Source organism: Alkanindiges illinoisensis, assembly GCF_004377485.1.
Lineage (GTDB): Bacteria > Pseudomonadota > Gammaproteobacteria > Pseudomonadales > Moraxellaceae > Alkanindiges > Alkanindiges illinoisensis_A.
In genome coordinates this window covers 17,391-37,924 of sequence record NZ_SNTY01000014.1, presented here as the reverse complement: position 1 = coordinate 37,924, position 20,534 = coordinate 17,391, and the positions used below count along the sequence as shown (strand labels likewise).

The 20,534-nt window shown below is 48.0% G+C and carries 18 protein-coding genes; 8 read left to right on the top strand and 10 right to left on the bottom strand.

The features are described from left to right. Positions 1-88 precede the first annotated feature (88 nt). From gmk to E2B99_RS04105, 5 genes are all read left to right on the top strand, one after another. Complete coding sequence (gmk, locus tag E2B99_RS04125; RefSeq protein WP_134243712.1) at positions 89-715, top strand: guanylate kinase; 627 nt, start codon at positions 89-91, stop codon at positions 713-715. Between the two features lie 182 nt (positions 716-897). Beyond that, complete coding sequence (locus E2B99_RS04120; RefSeq protein WP_240687724.1) at positions 898-2,979, top strand: M3 family metallopeptidase; 2,082 nt, start codon at positions 898-900, stop codon at positions 2,977-2,979. A gap of 51 nt (positions 2,980-3,030) precedes the next feature. Further along, positions 3,031-3,255 (top strand): YheV family putative zinc ribbon protein, encoded by a 225-nt coding sequence (locus tag E2B99_RS04115; protein ID WP_134243711.1) that lies wholly within the window; start codon positions 3,031-3,033, stop codon positions 3,253-3,255. A 54-nt stretch (positions 3,256-3,309) separates the two neighbouring features. After that, positions 3,310-3,783, top strand: coding sequence for a hypothetical protein (locus E2B99_RS04110; protein WP_134243710.1), 474 nt, complete (start codon positions 3,310-3,312; stop codon positions 3,781-3,783). A 230-nt stretch (positions 3,784-4,013) separates the two neighbouring features. Then, the gene (locus E2B99_RS04105) at positions 4,014-4,862 is read left to right on the top strand and encodes a DMT family transporter (protein ID WP_134243862.1); all 849 of its coding nucleotides are present in this window, start codon (positions 4,014-4,016) and stop codon (positions 4,860-4,862) included. 145 nt (positions 4,863-5,007) lie between these two features. On the opposite strand, the gene E2B99_RS04100 is transcribed toward E2B99_RS04105, so the two are convergent. From E2B99_RS04100 to rpsO, 5 genes are all read right to left on the bottom strand, one after another. Beyond that, positions 5,008-7,227: a TRAP transporter large permease subunit gene (locus E2B99_RS04100; protein ID WP_134243709.1), complete on the bottom strand. Its 2,220-nt coding sequence runs from the start codon at positions 7,225-7,227 to the stop codon at positions 5,008-5,010. Positions 7,228-7,486: 259 nt separating this feature from the next. Further along, positions 7,487-8,077: a rhombosortase gene (gene rrtA, locus E2B99_RS04095; protein WP_134243708.1), complete on the bottom strand. Its 591-nt coding sequence runs from the start codon at positions 8,075-8,077 to the stop codon at positions 7,487-7,489. A gap of 68 nt (positions 8,078-8,145) precedes the next feature. Further along, positions 8,146-9,375, bottom strand: coding sequence for a hypothetical protein (locus E2B99_RS04090; protein ID WP_134243707.1), 1,230 nt, complete (start codon positions 9,373-9,375; stop codon positions 8,146-8,148). 162 nt (positions 9,376-9,537) lie between these two features. Continuing rightward, positions 9,538-11,625 (bottom strand): polyribonucleotide nucleotidyltransferase, encoded by a 2,088-nt coding sequence (pnp, locus tag E2B99_RS04085; protein ID WP_205669634.1) that lies wholly within the window; start codon positions 11,623-11,625, stop codon positions 9,538-9,540. 253 nt (positions 11,626-11,878) lie between these two features. Then, positions 11,879-12,148, bottom strand: a complete 270-nt coding sequence (gene rpsO / locus E2B99_RS04080) for a 30S ribosomal protein S15 (protein WP_134243705.1) — start codon at positions 12,146-12,148, stop codon at positions 11,879-11,881. A gap of 231 nt (positions 12,149-12,379) precedes the next feature. On the opposite strand from rpsO, the gene E2B99_RS04075 reads away from it, so the two are divergent. Then, positions 12,380-13,678, top strand: coding sequence for a serine hydrolase domain-containing protein (locus E2B99_RS04075; protein ID WP_134243704.1), 1,299 nt, complete (start codon positions 12,380-12,382; stop codon positions 13,676-13,678). An 89-nt stretch (positions 13,679-13,767) separates the two neighbouring features. On the opposite strand, the gene E2B99_RS04070 is transcribed toward E2B99_RS04075, so the two are convergent. From E2B99_RS04070 to leuC, 5 genes are all read right to left on the bottom strand, one after another. After that, positions 13,768-14,304, bottom strand: a complete 537-nt coding sequence (locus tag E2B99_RS04070; protein WP_134243703.1) for a type 1 glutamine amidotransferase domain-containing protein — start codon at positions 14,302-14,304, stop codon at positions 13,768-13,770. A 209-nt stretch (positions 14,305-14,513) separates the two neighbouring features. Beyond that, positions 14,514-15,593 (bottom strand): 3-isopropylmalate dehydrogenase, encoded by a 1,080-nt coding sequence (gene leuB, locus E2B99_RS04065; RefSeq protein WP_134243702.1) that lies wholly within the window; start codon positions 15,591-15,593, stop codon positions 14,514-14,516. Between the two features lie 176 nt (positions 15,594-15,769). After that, entirely contained in the window at positions 15,770-16,408 is a 639-nt protein-coding gene (locus E2B99_RS04060; protein ID WP_134243701.1) for a hypothetical protein, read from the bottom strand. A gap of 121 nt (positions 16,409-16,529) precedes the next feature. Continuing rightward, positions 16,530-17,180, bottom strand: a complete 651-nt coding sequence (gene leuD / locus E2B99_RS04055; protein ID WP_134243700.1) for a 3-isopropylmalate dehydratase small subunit — start codon at positions 17,178-17,180, stop codon at positions 16,530-16,532. Positions 17,181-17,259: 79 nt separating this feature from the next. Continuing rightward, positions 17,260-18,678 carry a 3-isopropylmalate dehydratase large subunit gene (gene leuC / locus E2B99_RS04050; RefSeq protein WP_134243699.1) on the bottom strand — a complete coding sequence of 473 codons (1,419 nt, stop codon included), beginning with the start codon at positions 18,676-18,678 and terminating at the stop codon, positions 17,260-17,262. Between the two features lie 163 nt (positions 18,679-18,841). On the opposite strand from leuC, the gene E2B99_RS04045 reads away from it, so the two are divergent. Both E2B99_RS04045 and E2B99_RS04040 read left to right on the top strand, forming a co-directional pair. Next, on the top strand, positions 18,842-19,648 hold the full coding sequence (locus E2B99_RS04045; protein ID WP_134243861.1) for an NYN domain-containing protein: 807 nt from the start codon (positions 18,842-18,844) through the stop codon (positions 19,646-19,648). A 6-nt stretch (positions 19,649-19,654) separates the two neighbouring features. Continuing rightward, entirely contained in the window at positions 19,655-20,533 is an 879-nt protein-coding gene (locus E2B99_RS04040) for a LysR family transcriptional regulator (RefSeq protein ID WP_134243698.1), read from the top strand. Position 20,534 lies beyond the last annotated feature (1 nt).

Here is a 20,534-nt window from a genome sequence, read left to right as displayed (position 1 = left end):
TTCCAGCGTCATCTGGGTTGCCATACTATATTGGCCGCCAGATTTTCGCTAAACTAGCCCATATTGCTCATCATACAGGAAAGCGCTTATGTCTGGTTTATTGTTTGTGGTTGCTGCGGCATCCGGCACAGGCAAAACGTCTCTGGTTAAGGCGCTGCTGGACCGGGTGAGTGATATTCATGTGTCGGTGTCACACACCACACGCCAGCAGCGTCCCGGTGAGCTAAACGGAATTCATTATCATTTTACCACGGTAGACAGCTTTTTAGGGCTGGTGAATGAAGGGGGTTTTATTGAGTATGCCGAGGTGTTCGGCAACTACTATGGCACCAGTCAGGCCGAGGTGAAAAAACAACTGGAAGCTGGTCATGATGTGCTGCTTGAAATTGACTGGCAAGGGGCTGAACAGGTGCGTCGCCTGTTTCCGGACAGCAAGCAGATTTTTATTATGCCGCCCTCACAGTATGATTTACGTGAACGCCTGTCTGCCCGTGCGCAGGATAGCTTGGAAGTGATTGAGCAACGTCTGGCCGGTGCGATTACTGACATGCAGCAATATATCAATTTTGATTATCTGGTGATTAATGATGTGTTTGATCGTGCGCTGCATGATATTGAAAGCATTATTCATTCCTGCCGCCTGACCATTAGCCAGCAGTCCAAGCGCCATCAGAAACTGATTGAAGCACTGCTGACGCCAAATCCTGAACGCTAATGCTGAATGACCAGTCCGTTAATTCGGTGTTTTGTAAAATCCTTGTCGTTTCCCTTGCCAAGGGGATCACAGCGATTGCTGTACAAGACAGGTTTTGCAGATGATTCATTAACAATTGTGGCTTGCATAAATTATCAATTGCCCTTACATCTAGTCTATGTTTTTAGATAACAAGATGATTGATGATGAATACTGCTGTTTCCAGCCTGCCTTTGGCCAGCATTGGCTTACCGGACTTTAGCCAGCTCGGGGTGGATGAACTAAAACAAAATGTTGAAAGTGCGCTACAACAAGCGCAACAACAAATTGAGCAATTTCCGGAACAGCTCCAAGACGCCCAACACGCGCTTGAACTGATTTTTGAACTGGATCATGCTGAGAATGCGCTTCAGCAGCACTGGGGCGTGTTGTCCCATTTAAATGCAGTTAAAAATAATGCTGAGATTCGGCAGGTTTATCAGGATATTTTGCCGACTTTAAGTGATTACTATACCCAGCTTGGCCAGCATCAGGGTCTTTATCAGGCCTATCAAATGGTACAGGCATCACCTGCTTTTTCCAGCTTAAATCCTGCCCAGCAAGCTGCCATTAATCTGGCTATCCGTGATTTCAAGCTGACTGGTGTTGCACTGGAAGGCGAAGCCAAAATCCGTTATGGCAAAATTTCAGCGCGGTTGTCTGACCTGTCTTCTACCTTTTCCAATCATGTGCTGGATGCCACGCAGGCCTGGAGCATGCCGCTTAGTGATGCACAATTACAAGGCCTGCCCGAAAGCAGTATTGGGTTACTCAAACAACTGGCCGAGCAGCGTGAACAAACCGGCGCACTGGCTACGCTGGATTTTCCAGTATATCTCGCCATTATGACCTACGCCGACGACCGCGATCTGCGTGAAACCGTTTACCGTGCCTATGTAACCCGTGCTTCAGAGCTGGGTGATCCTCACTTTGATAATAGTGAACTGATGCAGGAAATCCTGCAATTGCGGCAGGAAATGGCAGCGCTTCTGGGTTTTAAGGACTATGCTGAATATTCGCTGGCCAGCAAAATGGCACCCTCAGTCGATGAAGTAAAACAGTTCTTGCTGGATCTGGCTGATAAAGCCCGTGCACCCGCACAAACCGAGCTTGCACAACTTCAGCAGGAAGCCAGTGCCCATGGTATTGATCAGGTTGCACCGTGGGATATGGCGTATCTGGCTGAAAAAATCAAGCTGCGTGAATATAAGCTGTCACAGGAAGAACTTAAGCCTTACTTTCCCGCACCTGTGGTCATTGCCGGGCTGTTTAAAATTGTTGAGCGCCTGTACGGTATTCAGATTGAGGAAAAGCAGGCGCCTGTATGGCACTCCAATGTGCATTACTATGAAGTGAGTGAACATGGTCAAGTAATTGCCGGGTTTTACTTTGACCTGTTTGCTCGCAGTGGCAAACGCGGCGGTGCCTGGATGAGTGGTTTCCGTTCACGCATGAAGATCCGTAATGCCATTCAGCTTCCCATTGCCTTTATGGTGGGAAATTTTACCCCGCCCGTGGGTAACAAGCCCGCCCTGCTTACCCACGATGAACTGGTCACCCTGTTCCATGAGTTTGGTCATGGCATGCACCACTTGCTAACTGAGGCTGAGGTCATCCACGTAGCAGGAACCCATGGCGTGGCGTGGGATGCGGTAGAGCTACCCAGCCAGTTTATGGAATTCTGGACGTGGGATGAAGAAGCCTTAAGCCTGATTAGCCGTCATTTTGAACGTGATGAAACCCTGCCCAGCGAACTACTGAATGCCTTGCTGGCTGCACGCTATTTCCAGACTGGTATGCAAACCTTGCGGCAAGTGGAATTTGCCCTGTTTGATTTGAATATTCATAGCACAGTCCCTGCACCGGATACTACGCAGATTCAGCATATTCTGGATGAAGTGCGCCAGCAGGTGGCCGTTTTGCCAACTGTGCCTTATAACCGTTTCCAGCATAGCTTTAGCCATATTTTTGCAGGTGGCTATGCTGCAGGCTATTATTCCTATAAATGGGCTGAAGTACTGGCCAGTGATGCCTTTGACCGCTTTGAAAAGGAAGGGCTGTTTAATGCGGAAACAGGCAAAGCCTTCCGTAATGCTATCCTTGCAGTGGGCGGCAGTGTAGATGCACTAACGGCGTTTAAAAACTTTCGTGGTCGCGAACCCCAACTGGATGCCTTATTACGGCATAATGGCTGGGATGCGCAATCTGCTGAAAGCCATCAGCCAGATTCTGTTTCTGCATCGTGACCTGCATTGTAATAGACCCGTTTTGTTGACAACCTATTTTTGAGAATCGGTATGACACCCAAAAAACGTTTCATTGCCGGGGCAAAATGTACAAAATGCAATGCTCTGGATCGTGTGGTGCTGCTGACCACGCCTGATGATGAATGGATTGAATGTGTGGAATGTGGTGCCAGCGAGCGTCGTCCCACCAGTATTGATCAGCTGGAAAACACAGTTACAAATTCACCATCAAAAGCTGATGAAGTGGGTGTAGTGCAGTTCAAACCGCTTCGCTAGACTCAAATCATTAAAGATTCAAGTGATTAGAGAACAGAACATTGGAGAACACACATGCAAGATCCAGAACAAACACCAAAAAGTAAGCGTTGGATGATTATGCTGGGCGTTGTCATTTTACTGTTTATTTTGTATTACATTGCCTCTTACGCGATCAATGGTAAAAGCCTGGACAGAGACCAGAAAGACCCGCAGCCTGGTTCTTCCATTAATCAGGATACCCAAAAAAGTACCACTGATATTGACCGTAATAATGAAGCACCACTGGCGCCTTCTACTAATGAAACCAGCCAGAATCAGCAACCTGCCGGCAACTCTATCATTGACACTAATCTGCTGACTGCGCCTGTACCACAGGATGCAACATTAGCGCGTGAAGAAATTAGCCGTTTACAGGATCAGCAAGCCCAGTTAACTGAGCGTAAGGCATTACAGGAACAACAGCTTAAAGATTCTGACAAGCTGGTTGAACTAAAAGAGAAATATCTGGCTGACCTACAGGCCCAGCTGGATAAATCAAACGCTTAAGGTTGTGTTTTATAATTTTCCTTTAAGGCATTTCTGATTCCTGCCTGACCAAGCCTTGCATTCCAGGGCTTGGTCAGGCAGGATTTTTATTTTGCCGATTTTTTAGTTTATCGGCTTTGTAGTGTTAAACCCCAGATGCTTTGCTCTTATACTGCTGCGTATACAGGCTACAGGCATTGGTTTTGACTTCCTCTCCCATTTCTATTTCTCCTGCCTTGTCGCGTTCAGTGATGACAGGCTTGTTACTGCTGTCGGTGTCCGCGTTTTTATTTGCCAGCATGGGCGTGCTGATTCGTCTCGCCTCGCACACCGTTGACAACCCAACTATTGTGTTTTTCCGCAATGCAACCGGGCTTTTAGTCCTTACGCCCATTCTGTTAACACGCAGTCAATACTCCTTAAAAACAGAGCGCTTTTGGATGCATGCCTGGCGTGCCATTGTTGGCTTAATTGCCATGTATGGCTTTTTCTACGCCATTGCTCATTTAAAGCTGAGTAATGCCATGGTGTTTACCTATTCATCCCCTGTGTTTATTCCACTGGTAGCCTGGTTGTTCTTAAAGGAAAAAATTACAGCCATGATGGCAATAGCAGCCAGCTTGGGATTGGTGGGCGTTGTGCTGGTGGCCAAACCTGATACAGGCATGTTTAATGTCTTATCTGGCATTGGGCTGGTGTCCAGCTTTCTGGCTGCCATGGCCTTTGTGACGGTACGTGCCCTAACCGATACTGAACCTGCCACCCGGATTGTGTTTTATTTTTGCCTGTTTGGAACGCTGCTGTCTGCGATTCCAATGTTCTGGCTATGGCGCACGTATAGCGTGCATGAAATCCTGTTGCTATGCGGTGCTGGCATACTAGCCACGCTTAGCCAGATTTGCCTATCCAAAGCCTATAGTTATGCGCCTGCCGGCCAAATTGGGCCAGCCAATTATCTGGCAATTATTTTTGCGGGCATCTGGGCTGCTGTTTTATGGCAGGAATACCCAGATTCATTAAGCATTATTGGCATGAGCATTATTTTACTGGCGCTGATTTTATGTATGCCACGTTTTTCCCAGTTGATTCGCTTGCCCTAAAGCTGAAAATGTTAAGTCTAAAAACTTTAACGCTAACCTGTCCTGATACCAAAACGGCAGCATAAAGCCACACGATAAAATCACGCCATAAAAAAACGGCATCTTAAAGATGCCGTTTTTTTAAACTTATTACATAGAGGATGAATTAGTACCAGCCAAACATCTTGAAGATATAAGGCGCGAAGGTCACCATCATCAGGGCTGGGAACAGTACCATAATCGGTAGCAGCCAGCGCTCATAGCGATAGTAGAACTTCGTGTACTTGGCCCTGGCTTCTGCATCAGCCGCCATGACCTCTTCATCCCCCACCGAGAGCCGCGTGAGCAAGTGGTTAAGCGCCACAGGCGGTGTAACATAACCCAGCTCAAACGCTACCAGACAGATCATCCAGAAGTGAATTGGATTAATGCCATTGGCATACGCTACTGGTGCAATGGATGCTGCCACCAGAATGACTGCACCAAACGGATCGGTCGTCATACCAATGCCCGCCAGCAACAGGGCAATAAACAGCAGGGAAATGTAAATATTATTCAGATGGGTTGGCAGCAGGTGAACAATCTCGGTTTTTTCGACCAGACCACCCACACTGGCAGAGAGTGCCATCAGAATAATCAAGGCTCCAATGTGACCGACCGTTTCGGAAGTTGCAAAACGAATGGCAGCCTCAAAGCCAGAACGGCGCTCAATCCCATGCGCGTCATGCGTACGCAGGAATGGTGACGTTTTCTGATGCTCCTGAACCATTTTTTCATGGTCATCAGCAGTTTGGCCATAAGCCATGGCAGCCGAACTTGGCTCACGGCGTATTTTGTCAAACAGGACGATGGCCAGCAAAATCAGCGGCAGAATCATTGGCGCGGTAAACTCATTCATCTCGGTATTGAGTACATACCGATAGAACAGCACCACAGCCGCAGTAATGATGACATAAGGAATCACAGGACCAAGCGCGCGAACCATGCCTGGAATTGCAACGGTTGGGGAGTTGATACGGAATTTTGACTCGGCAAAAAACAGTGAAACGGTCAGGAAGAACAGTGAAATAAACCAGAACACGTAAATGCCATGATCAAACAGTTCATCCGACGTGACATGCTTACTGTCCAGCATGGCAATTAACACCACCAGCAAACATGGACGGATCACCATACCTAGTGTACCAGACATGGCAGAAACGGCCAGCGCATACTGGCGACGCGCTCCAGAGTTCCAGACTTCCTTATAGATCAGCGCACCGGCTGCCACCACAAAAATACCTGATGCACCGGTATAAGCGGTAGGGATAGAAGCCCCAATCAGAATTAACCAGGTTAAGGTTTCAGGCGAGAAATTCCATGGACGTAAAATATTCAGGAACAGATCCATAACCCGGGTCTGGGTTAACAGCATACCTACCCAGATGAATAAACCCAATGCCAGGAAAATTGCTACGTAATCGGTTAAGAAGCCTAAGTAAATGGCCTGCCCAACCGAATAATCCATAAAGAAAATAAAGGCAATGCCGGTAATGATTGCCATCCAGGCATATAACGGTACAGCCATCAGGGCCAGACCAAAACTGCCACCTTGCTGCTTGGGTGTTTGTGGCTTAATCAGGCGGAACAGACTGATCAAGGTGGTTGCAATAAATAATGTAGCCCACAGGTAATTAATGATCAGTGCATTGGGATCAACCGCAACCCCGGAATTAGCCAGAGACTGGATGTAGCTAATCACAGAATAGGACAGAAAGCCGTTGGCCAGCAGCATTGCTGCATCATGCACCAGATAGTCCATCCGGGTTACGGCAGGACGCAAGCCAATATGGTGCTTGTTCAAGGTCGCAGTGAGCGCTGCAATCACTACCATAATGACCAGGAACAAATTGCGGTTTTCAGTACCAAAATGGAAAATGGCAAAAAAACCGGTTTCAATGGCACGGAATACTTTTACGCCAGGATGCGCATCAATGTATTTCTGGGTATTTTCATAAAACTGATATTTTTCTTCACAGACCTGTTGCGCTGCCAGTAATGACTGGCGTACCTGCGCCGGGTCTTGTGGCCCAAACAGGTCGGCAAATTCATCATCACTGGCCGCACCGCCACCAGCCATCTGCTGTTGAACCTGCGCTTCAATGTCAGGATGACGTTCACATTTTGGTGCTACAGGATCTGCACGTAAGAATGAGTACTGAACTCCAGTGGCAGGATCCCCATATAGATGCTCACCCACACGCAGGAGCTGGCCGTGAATCATCTCGCCAGTGCCAATAATGAGTGTTAATACCAATATGAGAAAAATCGGAAGGGTTGAAAACCATTCCGACCATGTACGGTTTAAAAAGCCAGATTTGGCTCCTGGCGTAGGATTGGATTGCATAGGCATTCTGCCCTTATTGTACGATAAATCTTACGAGAGTTAGTCCTCTCACCCTCACGGCGAAATCACGATACATTTTTTGTCGTTTTGTATGACAGAAAATCGTTCCTGAAACGCATTTTGTCAGTATGATGCACCATTTAACTTGTACTCGACTATGACATTACGAACATTTTTTTAATTAAATTTGATCAATTTGATCGGAATTCGATACAAAAAGCCAAATTCATCACTTTTTTTGCCAGAAAATTAAGCCCATCTACAGTTTAGTTAAACTATTTTTATGTTTTAAATAACAAATTACTGTTTTAAGCAAAATAAAAATAATACCTGTTAACACCCCAATCTGGTGCGATTCAATCAGTACAGGTGCCTGAATGAACTGGGCAGTTTCGCTGTAGCCCATCCATTTTTCAACACCAATTTTTAGAGCAATACACACCAATACCAGTATGGCAAACTTGCGTTCGCGCTGTATAAACAGGCTTTCAATTGCAGCCACTACAAAGATGCCATGCAAAATGCCAGATAAACCGGCATAGGCTTGTACTGCTGGTAGCAGCTCATATAGCCCTGCACTCAGAAGAGGCGGTAATACCAGAAGACCAAGTAATAATGTCTGGCGCTGAAGCTGCGGAAAGATAAACGGCAGGCTTAAAAATGCCAGCATGTTCAGTGCATAATGCCGCCAGCCCACATGTACCCAGTGCGCAGTCCACCAGCGCCACGGTTCACCCGTCATCACGTCACGCTGATAAATAAACGTGTTCATGTCCAGTTGTAGCAAGCCACAGACCAGACCAATGCCCAAGATGATGGGTAGCAGCGAAGGCAGTTGTTTGGGCCACATTATAGATCAGTGCTCCTGCCATAAAAAAACCGCCCGGATTGAATTCGGGCGGTTTTTGCTATCGCGTTTTAATTGGCTGGTGCTTGAGTAGCATCTGGCGCCAGGTCAGCATTATTACTGGTGTCAGGCACTGTGTCACTGGCTGGCATGCCGTCATCAGTAGCCGGTACAGCACTGTCTGTCGTGTTGTCAGTTGATGAGGTATCGGCTGATGGCGCAGTTGTATCAGCAGCTGGTGCAGTGCTGGTATCTGCTGAATCATCCAGCAGATTATCCAGTGACAGGCCAGAATCATCGGCTGCACTTTCATCCCAGAAATGGTTATAGCCATCTTCCGGTGTACGCATGCCAGTATTTTCAGTCCAGTAACGGTCAGAAGCGTTCTGGATCATCTGCCGGGCAATCGCATCAACCAGACGATAATTTTCATTAACGGGTTTACCTTCCTCAATAGAACGACCATAGGTGCGCAGGGCGTCACGAATTTTGTCCTTATCACCGGTTGCCTGTGCTGCAATGACATACAAGGCATGTGGCAGGCGAACACCACCACGCTCACCAATGGCAGACGATTCTTTCATCACTTGCCACGGATCAGGCTTGCCATCGCCAGCACCCGGTAACAGTGTCCAGATGGTTGCACGGATGGCATTGGGGGCGCCCCAGAACTGTTCATTGTTAATGCAGTTCATGCCACGTTCAACAATGGCCGCAATATCTTTCGGGACGTTAACCGCACCACCGGCGTTAATGTCGTTGGTCACTGCCTGCAGGCCACTGACCATGCCCATCAGATAGACGGTTTTGTCCAGATCGGTTTTCATGCTGGGGCATTGATCACCCAGCTTGATTTTATATTTGGCTTCGTAGTGTTCGGCAAATAACAAGTAAGAGGCATATTGGCGGCGCGCTGCGGTTTCGGCCCAGCGTTTTTGCTCAATCCGTGCATCCTTGGCTTCTTCAATCTGGTTGGCCTTGGCAGCACGCATGTAGCGCAGCTCAGCATTCAATGCATTGTTTTCGGCACATACCCCGGCTGAAGTATAGAGTAAAACCCCAATCTTGGCAGGATCAGCACCCATGGCCTTGGTTGACATGATCAGCGGTGTGGTGGCATTGCCGCTGGCGCAAGCCATATCGGCGTCATCCATGGCAATAATCGGTGGAACAATATGTCTTTCGGCAAAGCCAAGGGCAATATTGGCCCCGCCTTTGATAATCTGAGAGCAACCTGAAAGTAAAAAAGCAGCGGTTGCAGCTGTCACCATGCCTTGGCGAATTCTACGGGCAGTAGACATTTATGCGGTCCTCAATCTTGTTTTTGTCCTAATAACCTGCAAAAGATAGCACGAAGATTAATCAAGGTACAATTATATTGTTGAGTGACCGACCAATAAAAAAGCCCACCGAAGCGGACTTTTTAAAGCAATTCCAGCAATGACAGATCAGACGACCTGTTGTTATGCCTGTGGAATGTCTTTCATGGACAGCTTGATGCGGCCACGCTGGTCAACGTCCTGAACCTGAACCTGAACTTTCTGGCCTTCGGTCAGTACATCAGCCACATTGGCAATACGCTCATTGGAAATTTGTGAAATATGCAGCAGGCCATCAGTACCCGGCAGAATGTTCACAAATGCACCAAATTCCACGATGCGCACCACGGTACCTGTGTAAACCGTACCTGGCTCAACTTCGGCAGTCAGCGCCTGAATCTTGGCAATAGCGGCCTGAGTCGCAGCCTTGCTTTCACCAAATACACGCACGGTACCGTTGTCTTCGATATCAACAGATGCACCGGTTTCTTCGGTCAGGGCACGAATGGTTGCGCCACCCTTACCAATCACATCACGGATTTTATCTGGATTAATCTGGATAACAGCATAGGTTGGGGCATGCATGTTGATTTCTGGACGGGCACGGTTGAGTACCTGATTCATGGCATTCAGGATATGAATACGTCCGGAATAGGCCTGATTCAGTGCCACTTCCATGATTTCTTCAGTGATGCCTTCAATCTTGATGTCCATTTGCAGTGCGGTAATGCCATTGGCAGAACCGGCTACTTTAAAGTCCATGTCGCCCAGGTGATCTTCATCACCCAGAATATCGGACAATACAGCAAAGCGCTCGCCTTCCTTCACCAGGCCCATGGCAATACCAGCAACCGGAGCTTTTAAAGGTACACCGGCATCCATTAACGCAAGGCTGGCACCACATACAGAAGCCATGGAAGATGAACCATTGGACTCGGTAATGTCAGACACAATACGCAATACATACGGGAAACGGTCAGGCGCTGGCAACACGGCCTGCACACCACGGCGCGCCAAACGACCATGGCCAATTTCGCGGCGTTTCGGGCCGGATTCACGGCCAGTTTCACCCACGGAATACGCCGGGAAGTTGTAATGCAGCATGAAGTTGTCGGTTTTGGTACCAGCCAGGGTATCAACCATCAGCGCATCACGGGTATTACCTAAAGTAGCCGTTACCAGTGCCTGTGTTTCACCACGGGTAAACAATGCAGAACCATGGGTACGCGGCAGTACGCCTACCTGTACATCCAGCGCGCGCACGGTTTTGGTATCACGGCCATCAATACGTGGCTTGCCAGACAGGATATTGTCACGCACGGTACGGTATTTCAGGTCTTCAAACAGGTTAGCCACTTCATCACTTAAGCTATCTTGAGAACCTTCTGGCGCAAACTCAGCCAGTGCTGCTGCCTTGAGGGCATCCAGTGCAGTGTAGCGTTCATGCTTAACGGTTAAGGTATAGGCTTCAGAAACCTGCGCTTCAAAACGGGCTTTTAACTGGTCTTTCAGTTCAGTATTAACCGCTGGCGCAGTCCAGTTACTTGGCTGAGCACCCACTTGCGCTGCGAAATCATTAATGGCAGCAATAGCAACCTGCATTTCATCATGGCCAAACAATACGGCGCCCAGCATCTGGTCTTCAGACAGCTCTTTGGCTTCTGATTCCACCATCAGTACCGCCTTGTCAGTACCAGCAACCACCAGATCCAGCTCACTGGCATCAAGCTGCGCAATGGATGGGTTCAGGATGTATTCGCCATTGATGAAACCCACACGGGCTGCACCAATCGGGCCTTTAAACGGTGTACCGGCAATGGCCAGTGCCGCAGAAGTTCCCAGCATGGCAGCAATATCAGCATGCATGGTTTTGTCAGAAGAAACTACTGATGCAGTGACCTGAATTTCGTTGTAGTAACCTTCCGGAAACAGTGGACGAATCGGACGGTCAATCAGGCGGGAAATCAGGGTTTCAGCTTCAGACGCACGGCCTTCGCGCTTGCCATAACCACCCGGAATGCGGCCAGCCGCATATTGCTTCTCTTGGTAGTTTACAGTCAGTGGGAAGAAATCCTGACCTGCTTTGGCAGTTGGCTGTGCAACCACGGCAACCAGTACACTTACACCACCCATGGTGATGAATACAGTATTGGCCTGACGCGCAATGCGGCCTGTTTCCAGCACTACGGTATGCTGGCCATATTGAAATTCTTTACGAACAATATTAAACATCGACATCTATAATTTTTCCTTAATACATTTTTTGGTGGCGCAAGGCCCCTAACGACTGTTATCTATAATGATTTTTTATTTATCGTTTGAATAACAGGCGTTAGAAGCCGCTTTACGCCGTACAGTGAACATACAAAGAAGGAGCGAATAATCGCCCCTTCCCCAATTCTAATGAAAGTTATTCATTAGATACGACCGATTGCCCATAACCATTAAATTATAGCGGCTTGAACAGTTGATCATCTGGCTCGTCTTAGCGACGTAGACCCAGTGCACCAATCAGCGATTGATAACGGTCGCTGTCTTTGCCTTTTAAGTAGTCCAGCAATTTACGGCGCTGGTTTACTTTGCGGATCAAACCACGACGGCTGTGATGGTCATGCTTGTGCGCTTTAAAGTGACCTTGCAGGTCATTGATTTGTGCAGTCAGCAGGGCAACCTGAACTTCTGGTGAACCTGTGTCATTTTCTGCGCGGGCAAATTTTTCTATGATATCAGCGCGGTCTGCGTTGTTTAAAGCCATGAGAACTCTCCGAGATGCTTCAATAAAAGATGCGAAAATTTCACAAAAGGCGCCTTACTTGCGCAATCACCTTCAATGAATGCCGTGCATCACTACAGCAGTCGCATATTTTAAAGTAAATGCTGCATGATTGCAAAATTGTTTTCAAAACCCTGTCATTTTGGACACTGACTTTTTGCCCGGTCATTGGCACACTCAACGGCAATATTGCCAGCACGCGATGAGTTGAACGTGAAACTACTGTCTACCAATACCTGCCATGTTCCAAAAAACCTATCGGCCATTATCCGCCAGCAGGATGAACAGCCCGCTGAAGCAGGTGGCATGACCACAAAACAGGTAAATAAAATCTGGCACAGTATTGAGTCACTGTATAAAACCGGCAACTATCCGCTCATCACATTTTGTCTGCGCCGACAGGGGCAAATTATCCTGAACCGCTCACTGGGTCATGTGCACGGCAACTCTGCCGAAGGACTGGCTGTTGATGCAAAAGTTGCCAATCCGGACACACCCGTGTGCCTGTTTTCGGCTTCCAAGATTGTCACGGCCATGCTGATTCATTTGCTGGATGAACAGGGCGCCATTAACCTGCTTGATCCGGTCAGTTATTACATTCCCGAATACGGCATGAATGGTAAACGCCGTGCCACAATTTTTCATTTGCTGGCGCACCGTGGCGGCATTCCCAAGATCGAAGGCGATGTGACGCCAGAGCTGTTGTTTAACCATGATGAAATCATGCAGCGGCTATACAAGGCAGCGCCCGTATCGGCTGCGGGTTCACGGCTAGCCTATCATGCGGTTACGGCTGGCTATATTCTGGGCGAAATTATTGAACGGGTGACTGGACAGGATTTGCGCACTTTCCTGCATGAGCAAATTGAACAGCCCATGGGCCTGCATTATTTTAACTACGGCTTAAAACCCGAAATGCGCGATCAGGTCGCCATGAATTACGCCACTGGCCTGCATCCGGGCCTTGGTACAGATAAATACCTGAATCGCGTGCTGGGTAGTGGCTTGCAACTGGCGGTGGACGTGACCAATGACCCGCGCTTTATGGAAACCATTTGCCCGGCTGGCAATATTTACACTAGCGCGGAACAGGCTGGCCGTTTCTTTGAAATGCTGCTCAGTGGCGGTAGCTATAATGGTAAGCAGATTTTATCGCCGCGTACGGTGTTCCGGGCTACCCTACCCACTTCCGGCACCAGTCTGGATCGTACGCTGCTGGCACCAATGCGTTATGCCCTTGGCCCAATGCTGGGCAGTAATCCGGTTGGCTTGTTTGGCCCCATGACCGGACAGGCCTTTGGGCATATTGGCTTTTCCAATATTTTGTGCTGGGCTGACCCGGCACGTGACATTAGTGTGTCATTGCTGACGTCTGGTAAATCGGTAGTGGGCACGCATTTGCCAAGCCTTGGTAACGTGCTGTACCAGATTTCCAGCCAGTGCCCAGCGATTCCCCGTGAACAGCGCCGGTCGCTGTTTGGTAGCGACAATAGCGAAACGGATCAGGTTTAAGCCATCAATTCAGGCTGGTAACGATAACCCAGCCGTTTTAAATTATCAGCAACGCTTTAAGTGGCCTTAGCAGATTGTAGCTGCTTTGGTTACTTGGAGTCATGCTTGATAAAAAACTCATCAATGGCCTGTGCAAACGCGGGAATATCATCCGGCTTGCGGCTGGTGATAATATCGCCATCACGCACCACGGGTTCATCCTGATAGTTGGCTCCTGCATTGGTCAGGTCATCTTTCAGTGATTCGTAAGCGGTAATATCCTTGCCTGCTACCACGTCACTGGAAACCAGCAACCATGGTGCATGGCAAATGGCTGCCACCAGACGGTCGGCATCTAAAAAATCCTTAACCATTTTTTGTGCCATTGGATTTACCCGTATCTTGTCCGCATTGACTGTACCGCCTGGCAGTACCAGCGCATCATAATCCATATAGTTGGCATCTTTGAGCAATAAATCGGCCTGAAACTCATCCTTTTTATTCACGTCACTTTCCATGCCTTGCAGGGTCTGGTCTTCCGCAGCAATCAGCACTGTGCTATGACCACGGTCTTCCAGAATTTCACGCGGGCCAGTCAGTTCCACCTGTTCAAAATAGTTATGCACCAGAAATGCAATCTTTGCCATGATATTCTCCGTGAGGGGTTTGCTCATTTAATGTTGTTATTACCCTAGCAAGCCAGTCCAGAGAATGACATGCCGATTTATTTTCAAAATGTATTTTTAGGTAAAGCAAATTCCTTTAAAGCGTTGACATCATATTCAAAAACTCCTACCAAAACGCAGGCATAAAAAAAGCTGATATTTCTATCAGCTTTTTCATGTACCAACTAAGATTAGGCCAGTGCGTTTACTACGGCTTCACCCATGGCTTGCGTACCCACCTGCGTCATGCCATCACTCATGATGTCACCAGTACGCAAACCCTGATCCAGTACCTTGCCTACTGCATCTTCAATGGCTTTGGCTGCGGTTTCTTCACGGAAGGTATAGCGCAGCATCATGGCCACAGACAAAATGGTGGCCAGTGGATTGGCGATATTCTTGCCTGCAATATCCGGCGCTGAACCATGACATGGCTCATACATGCCCTTGCCATTTTCATCCAGCGAAGCAGACGGCAGCATACCAATTGAACCAGTGAGCATGGCGGCTTCATCTGACAAAATATCGCCAAACAGGTTACCAGTTACAATCACATCAAACTGCTTGGGCGCACGTACCAGTTGCATGGCGGCGTTATCCACATACATGTGCGATAACTGGATATTGGGATACTCGCTGGCCGCGAGTTCAGTCACGGTTTGCTTCCACAACTCAGTGACTTCCAGCACGTTGGCTTTGTCTACCGAACAGACCTTGCCACCACGCAGACCAGCCATGTCAAAAGCAACTTTGGCAATGCGTTTGATTTCAGATTCTGAATATACATCGGTGTTGTAGCCCTGCTTTTCACCGTTTTCCAGTGTACGAATGCCACGCGGCTGGCCAAAGTAAATACCACCAGTCAGTTCACGGACAATCAGGATATCCAGACCTGCCACAATTTCGGGCTTTAGGCTGGATGCATCGGCCAGTTGCGGATACAGGATGGCCGGACGCAAGTTGGCAAACAGGTTCAGCTCACTACGAATTTTGAGCAAGCCACGTTCTGGACGAATCGAGCGTTCAATGGTGTCCCACTTTGGCCCGCCCACTGCGCCTAATAATACTGCATCGGCTTTTTTTGCAGCTTTCAGGGTAACATCGGGTAGCGGTACGCCATGCGCATCAATGGCACAGCCACCCAGCAGGCCATGCTCCCAGCTTAAGCCCAGATTGAACTTTTCATTCACCACACCGAGCACACGTTCCGCTGCTGACATGATTTCCGGGCCAATTCCATCACCCGCCAAAATTAAAATCTGTTTTGACATTGTCTTATTCCACTCATCAATTTATTAGCGATATATCCAGCAGCCTGCCAATGTGTCAGAACCACGGATTGATATAAAACGCCTGTATAAAAATCTATGTAAAAATCAGGAATCAGGCCTTTGCCTCATTCCTTTTAACGGATTCAGGTTTAGCCATGCACGCATATAAATTGCCCTTAATTGCCTACCCGTTGCTCCAGAAATTCACCCATTCCGGTTGCCGGATCAAACGGGCGGCAAAAGCGGCGCAATACCTTGTCATTTTCAAGCAAGTCAACACATAGCGGATCTGGCGTTGCAGCACTCAGCAAGCTGGAAGCGGCATCTGCGCTACGCTGCCGGAACATGTTCAGGCGATAATTGCGGTCTGCGCGAAAATTATGAATCAGGACAAAGTTTTCAGCACGGTCGGGCGTGACCGGATAAAACCGCACCTTGATTTCATTACGTCCCGGACGCATGGCAATAAAGTAGCGGTTGGGATGCCCGGTATTCAGGCTGTTGTCTTCAAACCGCACAATCGAGGCATGAATTGCATCATCAGTTGGCTGCCGGGTGACTTCATTGATCACCACAATATTGTTGAGCTTGGCAAATTCACAGCCAGCTACACCAGAACAGTGCAAGCTCACCAGCCCTTTGAGTAGCGGACTTTCCAGCACCTTAACCTTGGCCGTGGAAAGGCGCGGCTGCGGTGCCATACCTGATGTTTTTGTTGATTTTGGCGCCAGCTGGCATCCGGCCAGACTGGCACACAATAGCCCTACTGCAAAACCTGTTAAACCCGCTTTGTACATGGCAACCAAGTGCTCCATCAATGGGTGTACCCCAATGTACACGAACCAAAATAGTGTCTGGTGAATACTTAATACCAAAACTATAAACCGGCCAACTATACCTTAGATTGCCTTATTGCGCACTTCCAATCTACCGGTCTTAAGGGCGCAGGCTATTAAAAACCCAGGGACGCGATTGCTGTGCCTTGCTCTCAAACTCGGAAATCACCGCACTGTCCTGTAATGTCAAACCAATGTCATCCAGACCATTAATCAGGCAATGCTTGCGGAATTCATCAATGCTAAAGGCAAATTCCTGACCATTAGACGTGCGGACTACCTGAGCAGGCAGATCTACGGTGAGCTGGTAGCCTTCTTGTGCCTGACATTCATTAAACAGCTGGTCAACGATGTCTTCCGGCAAAATAACCGGCAGCATGCCGTTTTTAAAGCAGTTATTAAAGAAAATATCAGCAAAGCTTGGCGCAATAACGGTTCTAAAGCCATATTCTTCCAGCGCCCACGGGGCATGTTCACGGCTGGAACCACAGCCAAAATTGGCACGGGTCAACAAAATGCTAGCCCCCTGATAGCGTGGCTGATTAAGCACAAAATCAGGGTTTTTGGGACGCTTGCTGTTGTCCTGACCCAGATAGCCTTCATCCAGATAACGCAATTCATCAAACAGGTTGGCCCCAAAGCCAGTGCGCTTGATGGATTTCAAAAACTGCTTGGGAATAATCAGGTCGGTATCGACATTGGCACGATCCAATGGCGCAACCAGACCTTGTTCAACGGTATAGGGTTTCATGTCTGTTTCCTAAAAAATCTTCAGAATTTTAAGTCCCCTTAAACAAGGGGATTTAGGGGTTTTTAGAAATAAAGTGCCTTTAGAAATGACGGACATCAACAAAATGACCAGCCAGTGCGGCTGCGGCTGCCATTGCTGGGCTGACCAGATGGGTACGCCCGCCATTGCCCTGACGGCCCTCAAAATTACGGTTTGAGGTAGATGCACAATGCTCACCTGGTTGCAGCTTGTCGGCATTCATGGCCAGACACATCGAGCAACCCGGCTCGCGCCACTGAAAGCCCGCTTCCACAAATACCTTATCCAGCCCTTCGGCTTCGGCTTGTTGCTTCACCAAACCCGAACCGGGAACGACCATCGCCTGTTTAATGCTTGAAGCTACTTTGCGGCCCTTAATAACTTCAGCCGCAGCACGCAAATCTTCAATGCGTGAATTGGTGCAAGAACCAATAAATACCCGATCCAGCGGAATATCACTCAAGGCCTGACCTGCGGTTAAACCCATGTACTGGTAAGCACGCGTCCAGTCATTACGCTGAACCTCATCCTTGGCCTGCGCCAATGTCGGCACTGGCTGGGTCACAGGAATTACCATTTCAGGTGACGTGCCCCACGATACTTGTGGCTCAATGCTGGCGCCGTCAATTTCAACCACGGCATCAAACACCGCATCATCATCAGAATGCAGGGTGCTCCAGTAATCAACCGCCTGATCCCACTGCTCGGCCTTGGGTGCATGCGGCTTGTCTTTCACATAGGCGATGGTTTTGTCATCTACAGCCACCATGCCCACGCGCGCGCCGGCTTCAATGGCCATATTACAGACGGTCATGCGGCCTTCGATGGACATATCACGGAAAACCTGACCGCCAAACTCAATCGCATAACCTGTGCCACCCGCCGTGCCAATCTTGGCAATAATGGCCAATACCACATCTTTAGGGGTCACGCCAGCGCCCAGCACGCCATCAACACGGATCAGCATGTTTTTGGATTTCTTCTGGATCAGGCACTGGGTGGCCAGTACGTGTTCCACTTCAGAGGTGCCAATACCATGCGCCAGACAGCCAAATGCACCGTGCGTGGCGGTATGCGAATCACCACACACCACCGTCATGCCCGGTAAGGTTAAACCCTGCTCCGGGCCAACCACATGCACAATGCCCTGACGTACATCATTGATGTCAAATTCAACAATATCGAAAGCCTTGCAATTTTCATCCAGCGTTTTCACCTGAATGCGCGAGGTGTCATCCTTGATGCCGGCAATACCTTCAGAACGTTCGGCCTTATCAGTCGGCACGTTGTGATCGGGTGTAGCAATGTTGGCATCCAGACGCCATGGCTTGCGGCCAGCCAATTGCAGGCCTTCAAATGCCTGCGGACTGGTGACTTCGTGCAATAGCTGGCGGTCAATGTAAATGAGGCATGAACCATCGTCGCGCTGCTTGACCAAATGGTCATCCCACAATTTGTCGTAAAGTGTTTTTCCGGCCATGTTATTTGCCTCGCCAATGCTGGGTAAGAATTGCTATAGGATCATTATAAGATGTTTTTTAAATAACACTAATTTATCATTTTTATCATTTAACAAACTTTTTGGAATATATTTTTATTTACTTAATCTTATTATAGTATCCATAAATTTGCCCATTGAGATAATTATGAAAAAAACTGTATTTAATATTTCTGAAGAAAAAATTTCTAAACTTGCTGTACTCATTGATGCGGATAATGCCTCAGCTAAGGACATTAAAAATATTCTTGATGAAATTACCAAGTTTGGTGAAGCTACCGTAAAACGCATTTATGGTAATTTTACTGACCAAGTAGGCAGTGCTTGGAAACAGTGTATTAATGAACTTGCTATCAAACCCATGCAGCAATTTACTTATACAACTGGTAAAAATGCGACTGATGGTTTTATGTTTATTGATGCAATGGATTTACTTTATACAGACCGTTTTGATGGTTTTTGCATTGTATCCAGTGATAGCGACTTTACCGCTTTGGCAATCCGTATTAAAGAACAAGGCGCAACAGTTTACGGTTTTGGCAAAAAACAAACTCCTGCTTCATTTAGAAATGCTTGTAGCCAATTCATTTATGTTGAAAATTTAAGAGATGAGGAGATTGTTGAACAACCTGTTAATCAAACAGTAAAATCTGAACAAACAATAGCAACTCCTCCAACTACTTCTGTACTCTCGTCAAAAGTGACAGAGCAAAACTTACCCTTAGATAAAATTAAACAGATTTTTGATAATCAGGACTCAGATTGGATCACAGTGGCAGCATTTGGTTCCCAATGGAAATTACTGCAAACCGATTTTGACCCCAGAAACTATGGTTATAAAAAATTAAGTGACTTAGTAAAAAAATACGATGATTTTTTCGAAGTAGAGGAGAGAAAATCAGCAACTAATGACCACAAGAACCTATATGTTCGTCTAAAAAAAACAATATAAATCATCATGAACCTTTCCAACTTTGATGCTTTTCTAGCCGTGATGCAAACCGGCTCGGTATCCTTAGCCGCCGAGAAGCTGTTTCTAACCCAGCCTGCCATCACCAAGCGCTTAAAAAGTCTGGAAGAAGAATTGAACGTGCGGCTGTTTGAACCGGCTGGCCGGGGTATTCAGCCCACACAAGCCGCCCATGAATTGCTGCCGCGCGTAAAGCACTGGCTGCTGGAATATGAGGATATCAAGCATGCATTAAGCCATGCACAAAGCCAGATTGGCGGCATTTTGCGGCTTGGCACCAGCCATCATATTGGCCTGCATCATTTACCGTCCATGTTAAAGCAGTATGTGCAGCAATATCCCGACGTGCAACTGGATGTACATTTTGTTGATTCGGAACAAGCCCATCAGGCGGTGCTGAGTGGCGAGCTGGAACTGGCATTTTTAACCCTGCCGCCGCAATTTGATGCCCGGCTGAATTACCAGCCACTCTGGCAGGATGCACTGCAATTTGTGGTGGCGCCATTTCATACACTGGCCCAACAGCAAGATTTAAAGCTGGAAGATCTGGTGAGTTATCCTTGTCTACTTCCTGCTGCTCACACCTATACCAGTCAGATTACCCTGCAAGCATTTGAACAGCTTGGCTTAAAGCCACAGGCCAACATGAGCACCAATCCGCTGGAATCCATCCGCATGCTGGTGTCGATTGGCCTTGGCTGGTCGGTATTACCCAGCACCCTGATTAATCATGAGCTGGTGGCATTACCTGTCCCGCTGGTTTTACGCCGTGAACTCGGAATGGTGACGCATCCAGCACGCACCCAGTCGCGAGCCGCCGCCGCCTTGATTGCATTGTGCTCAAGCAATTTAACCTCAGCACTGTGAT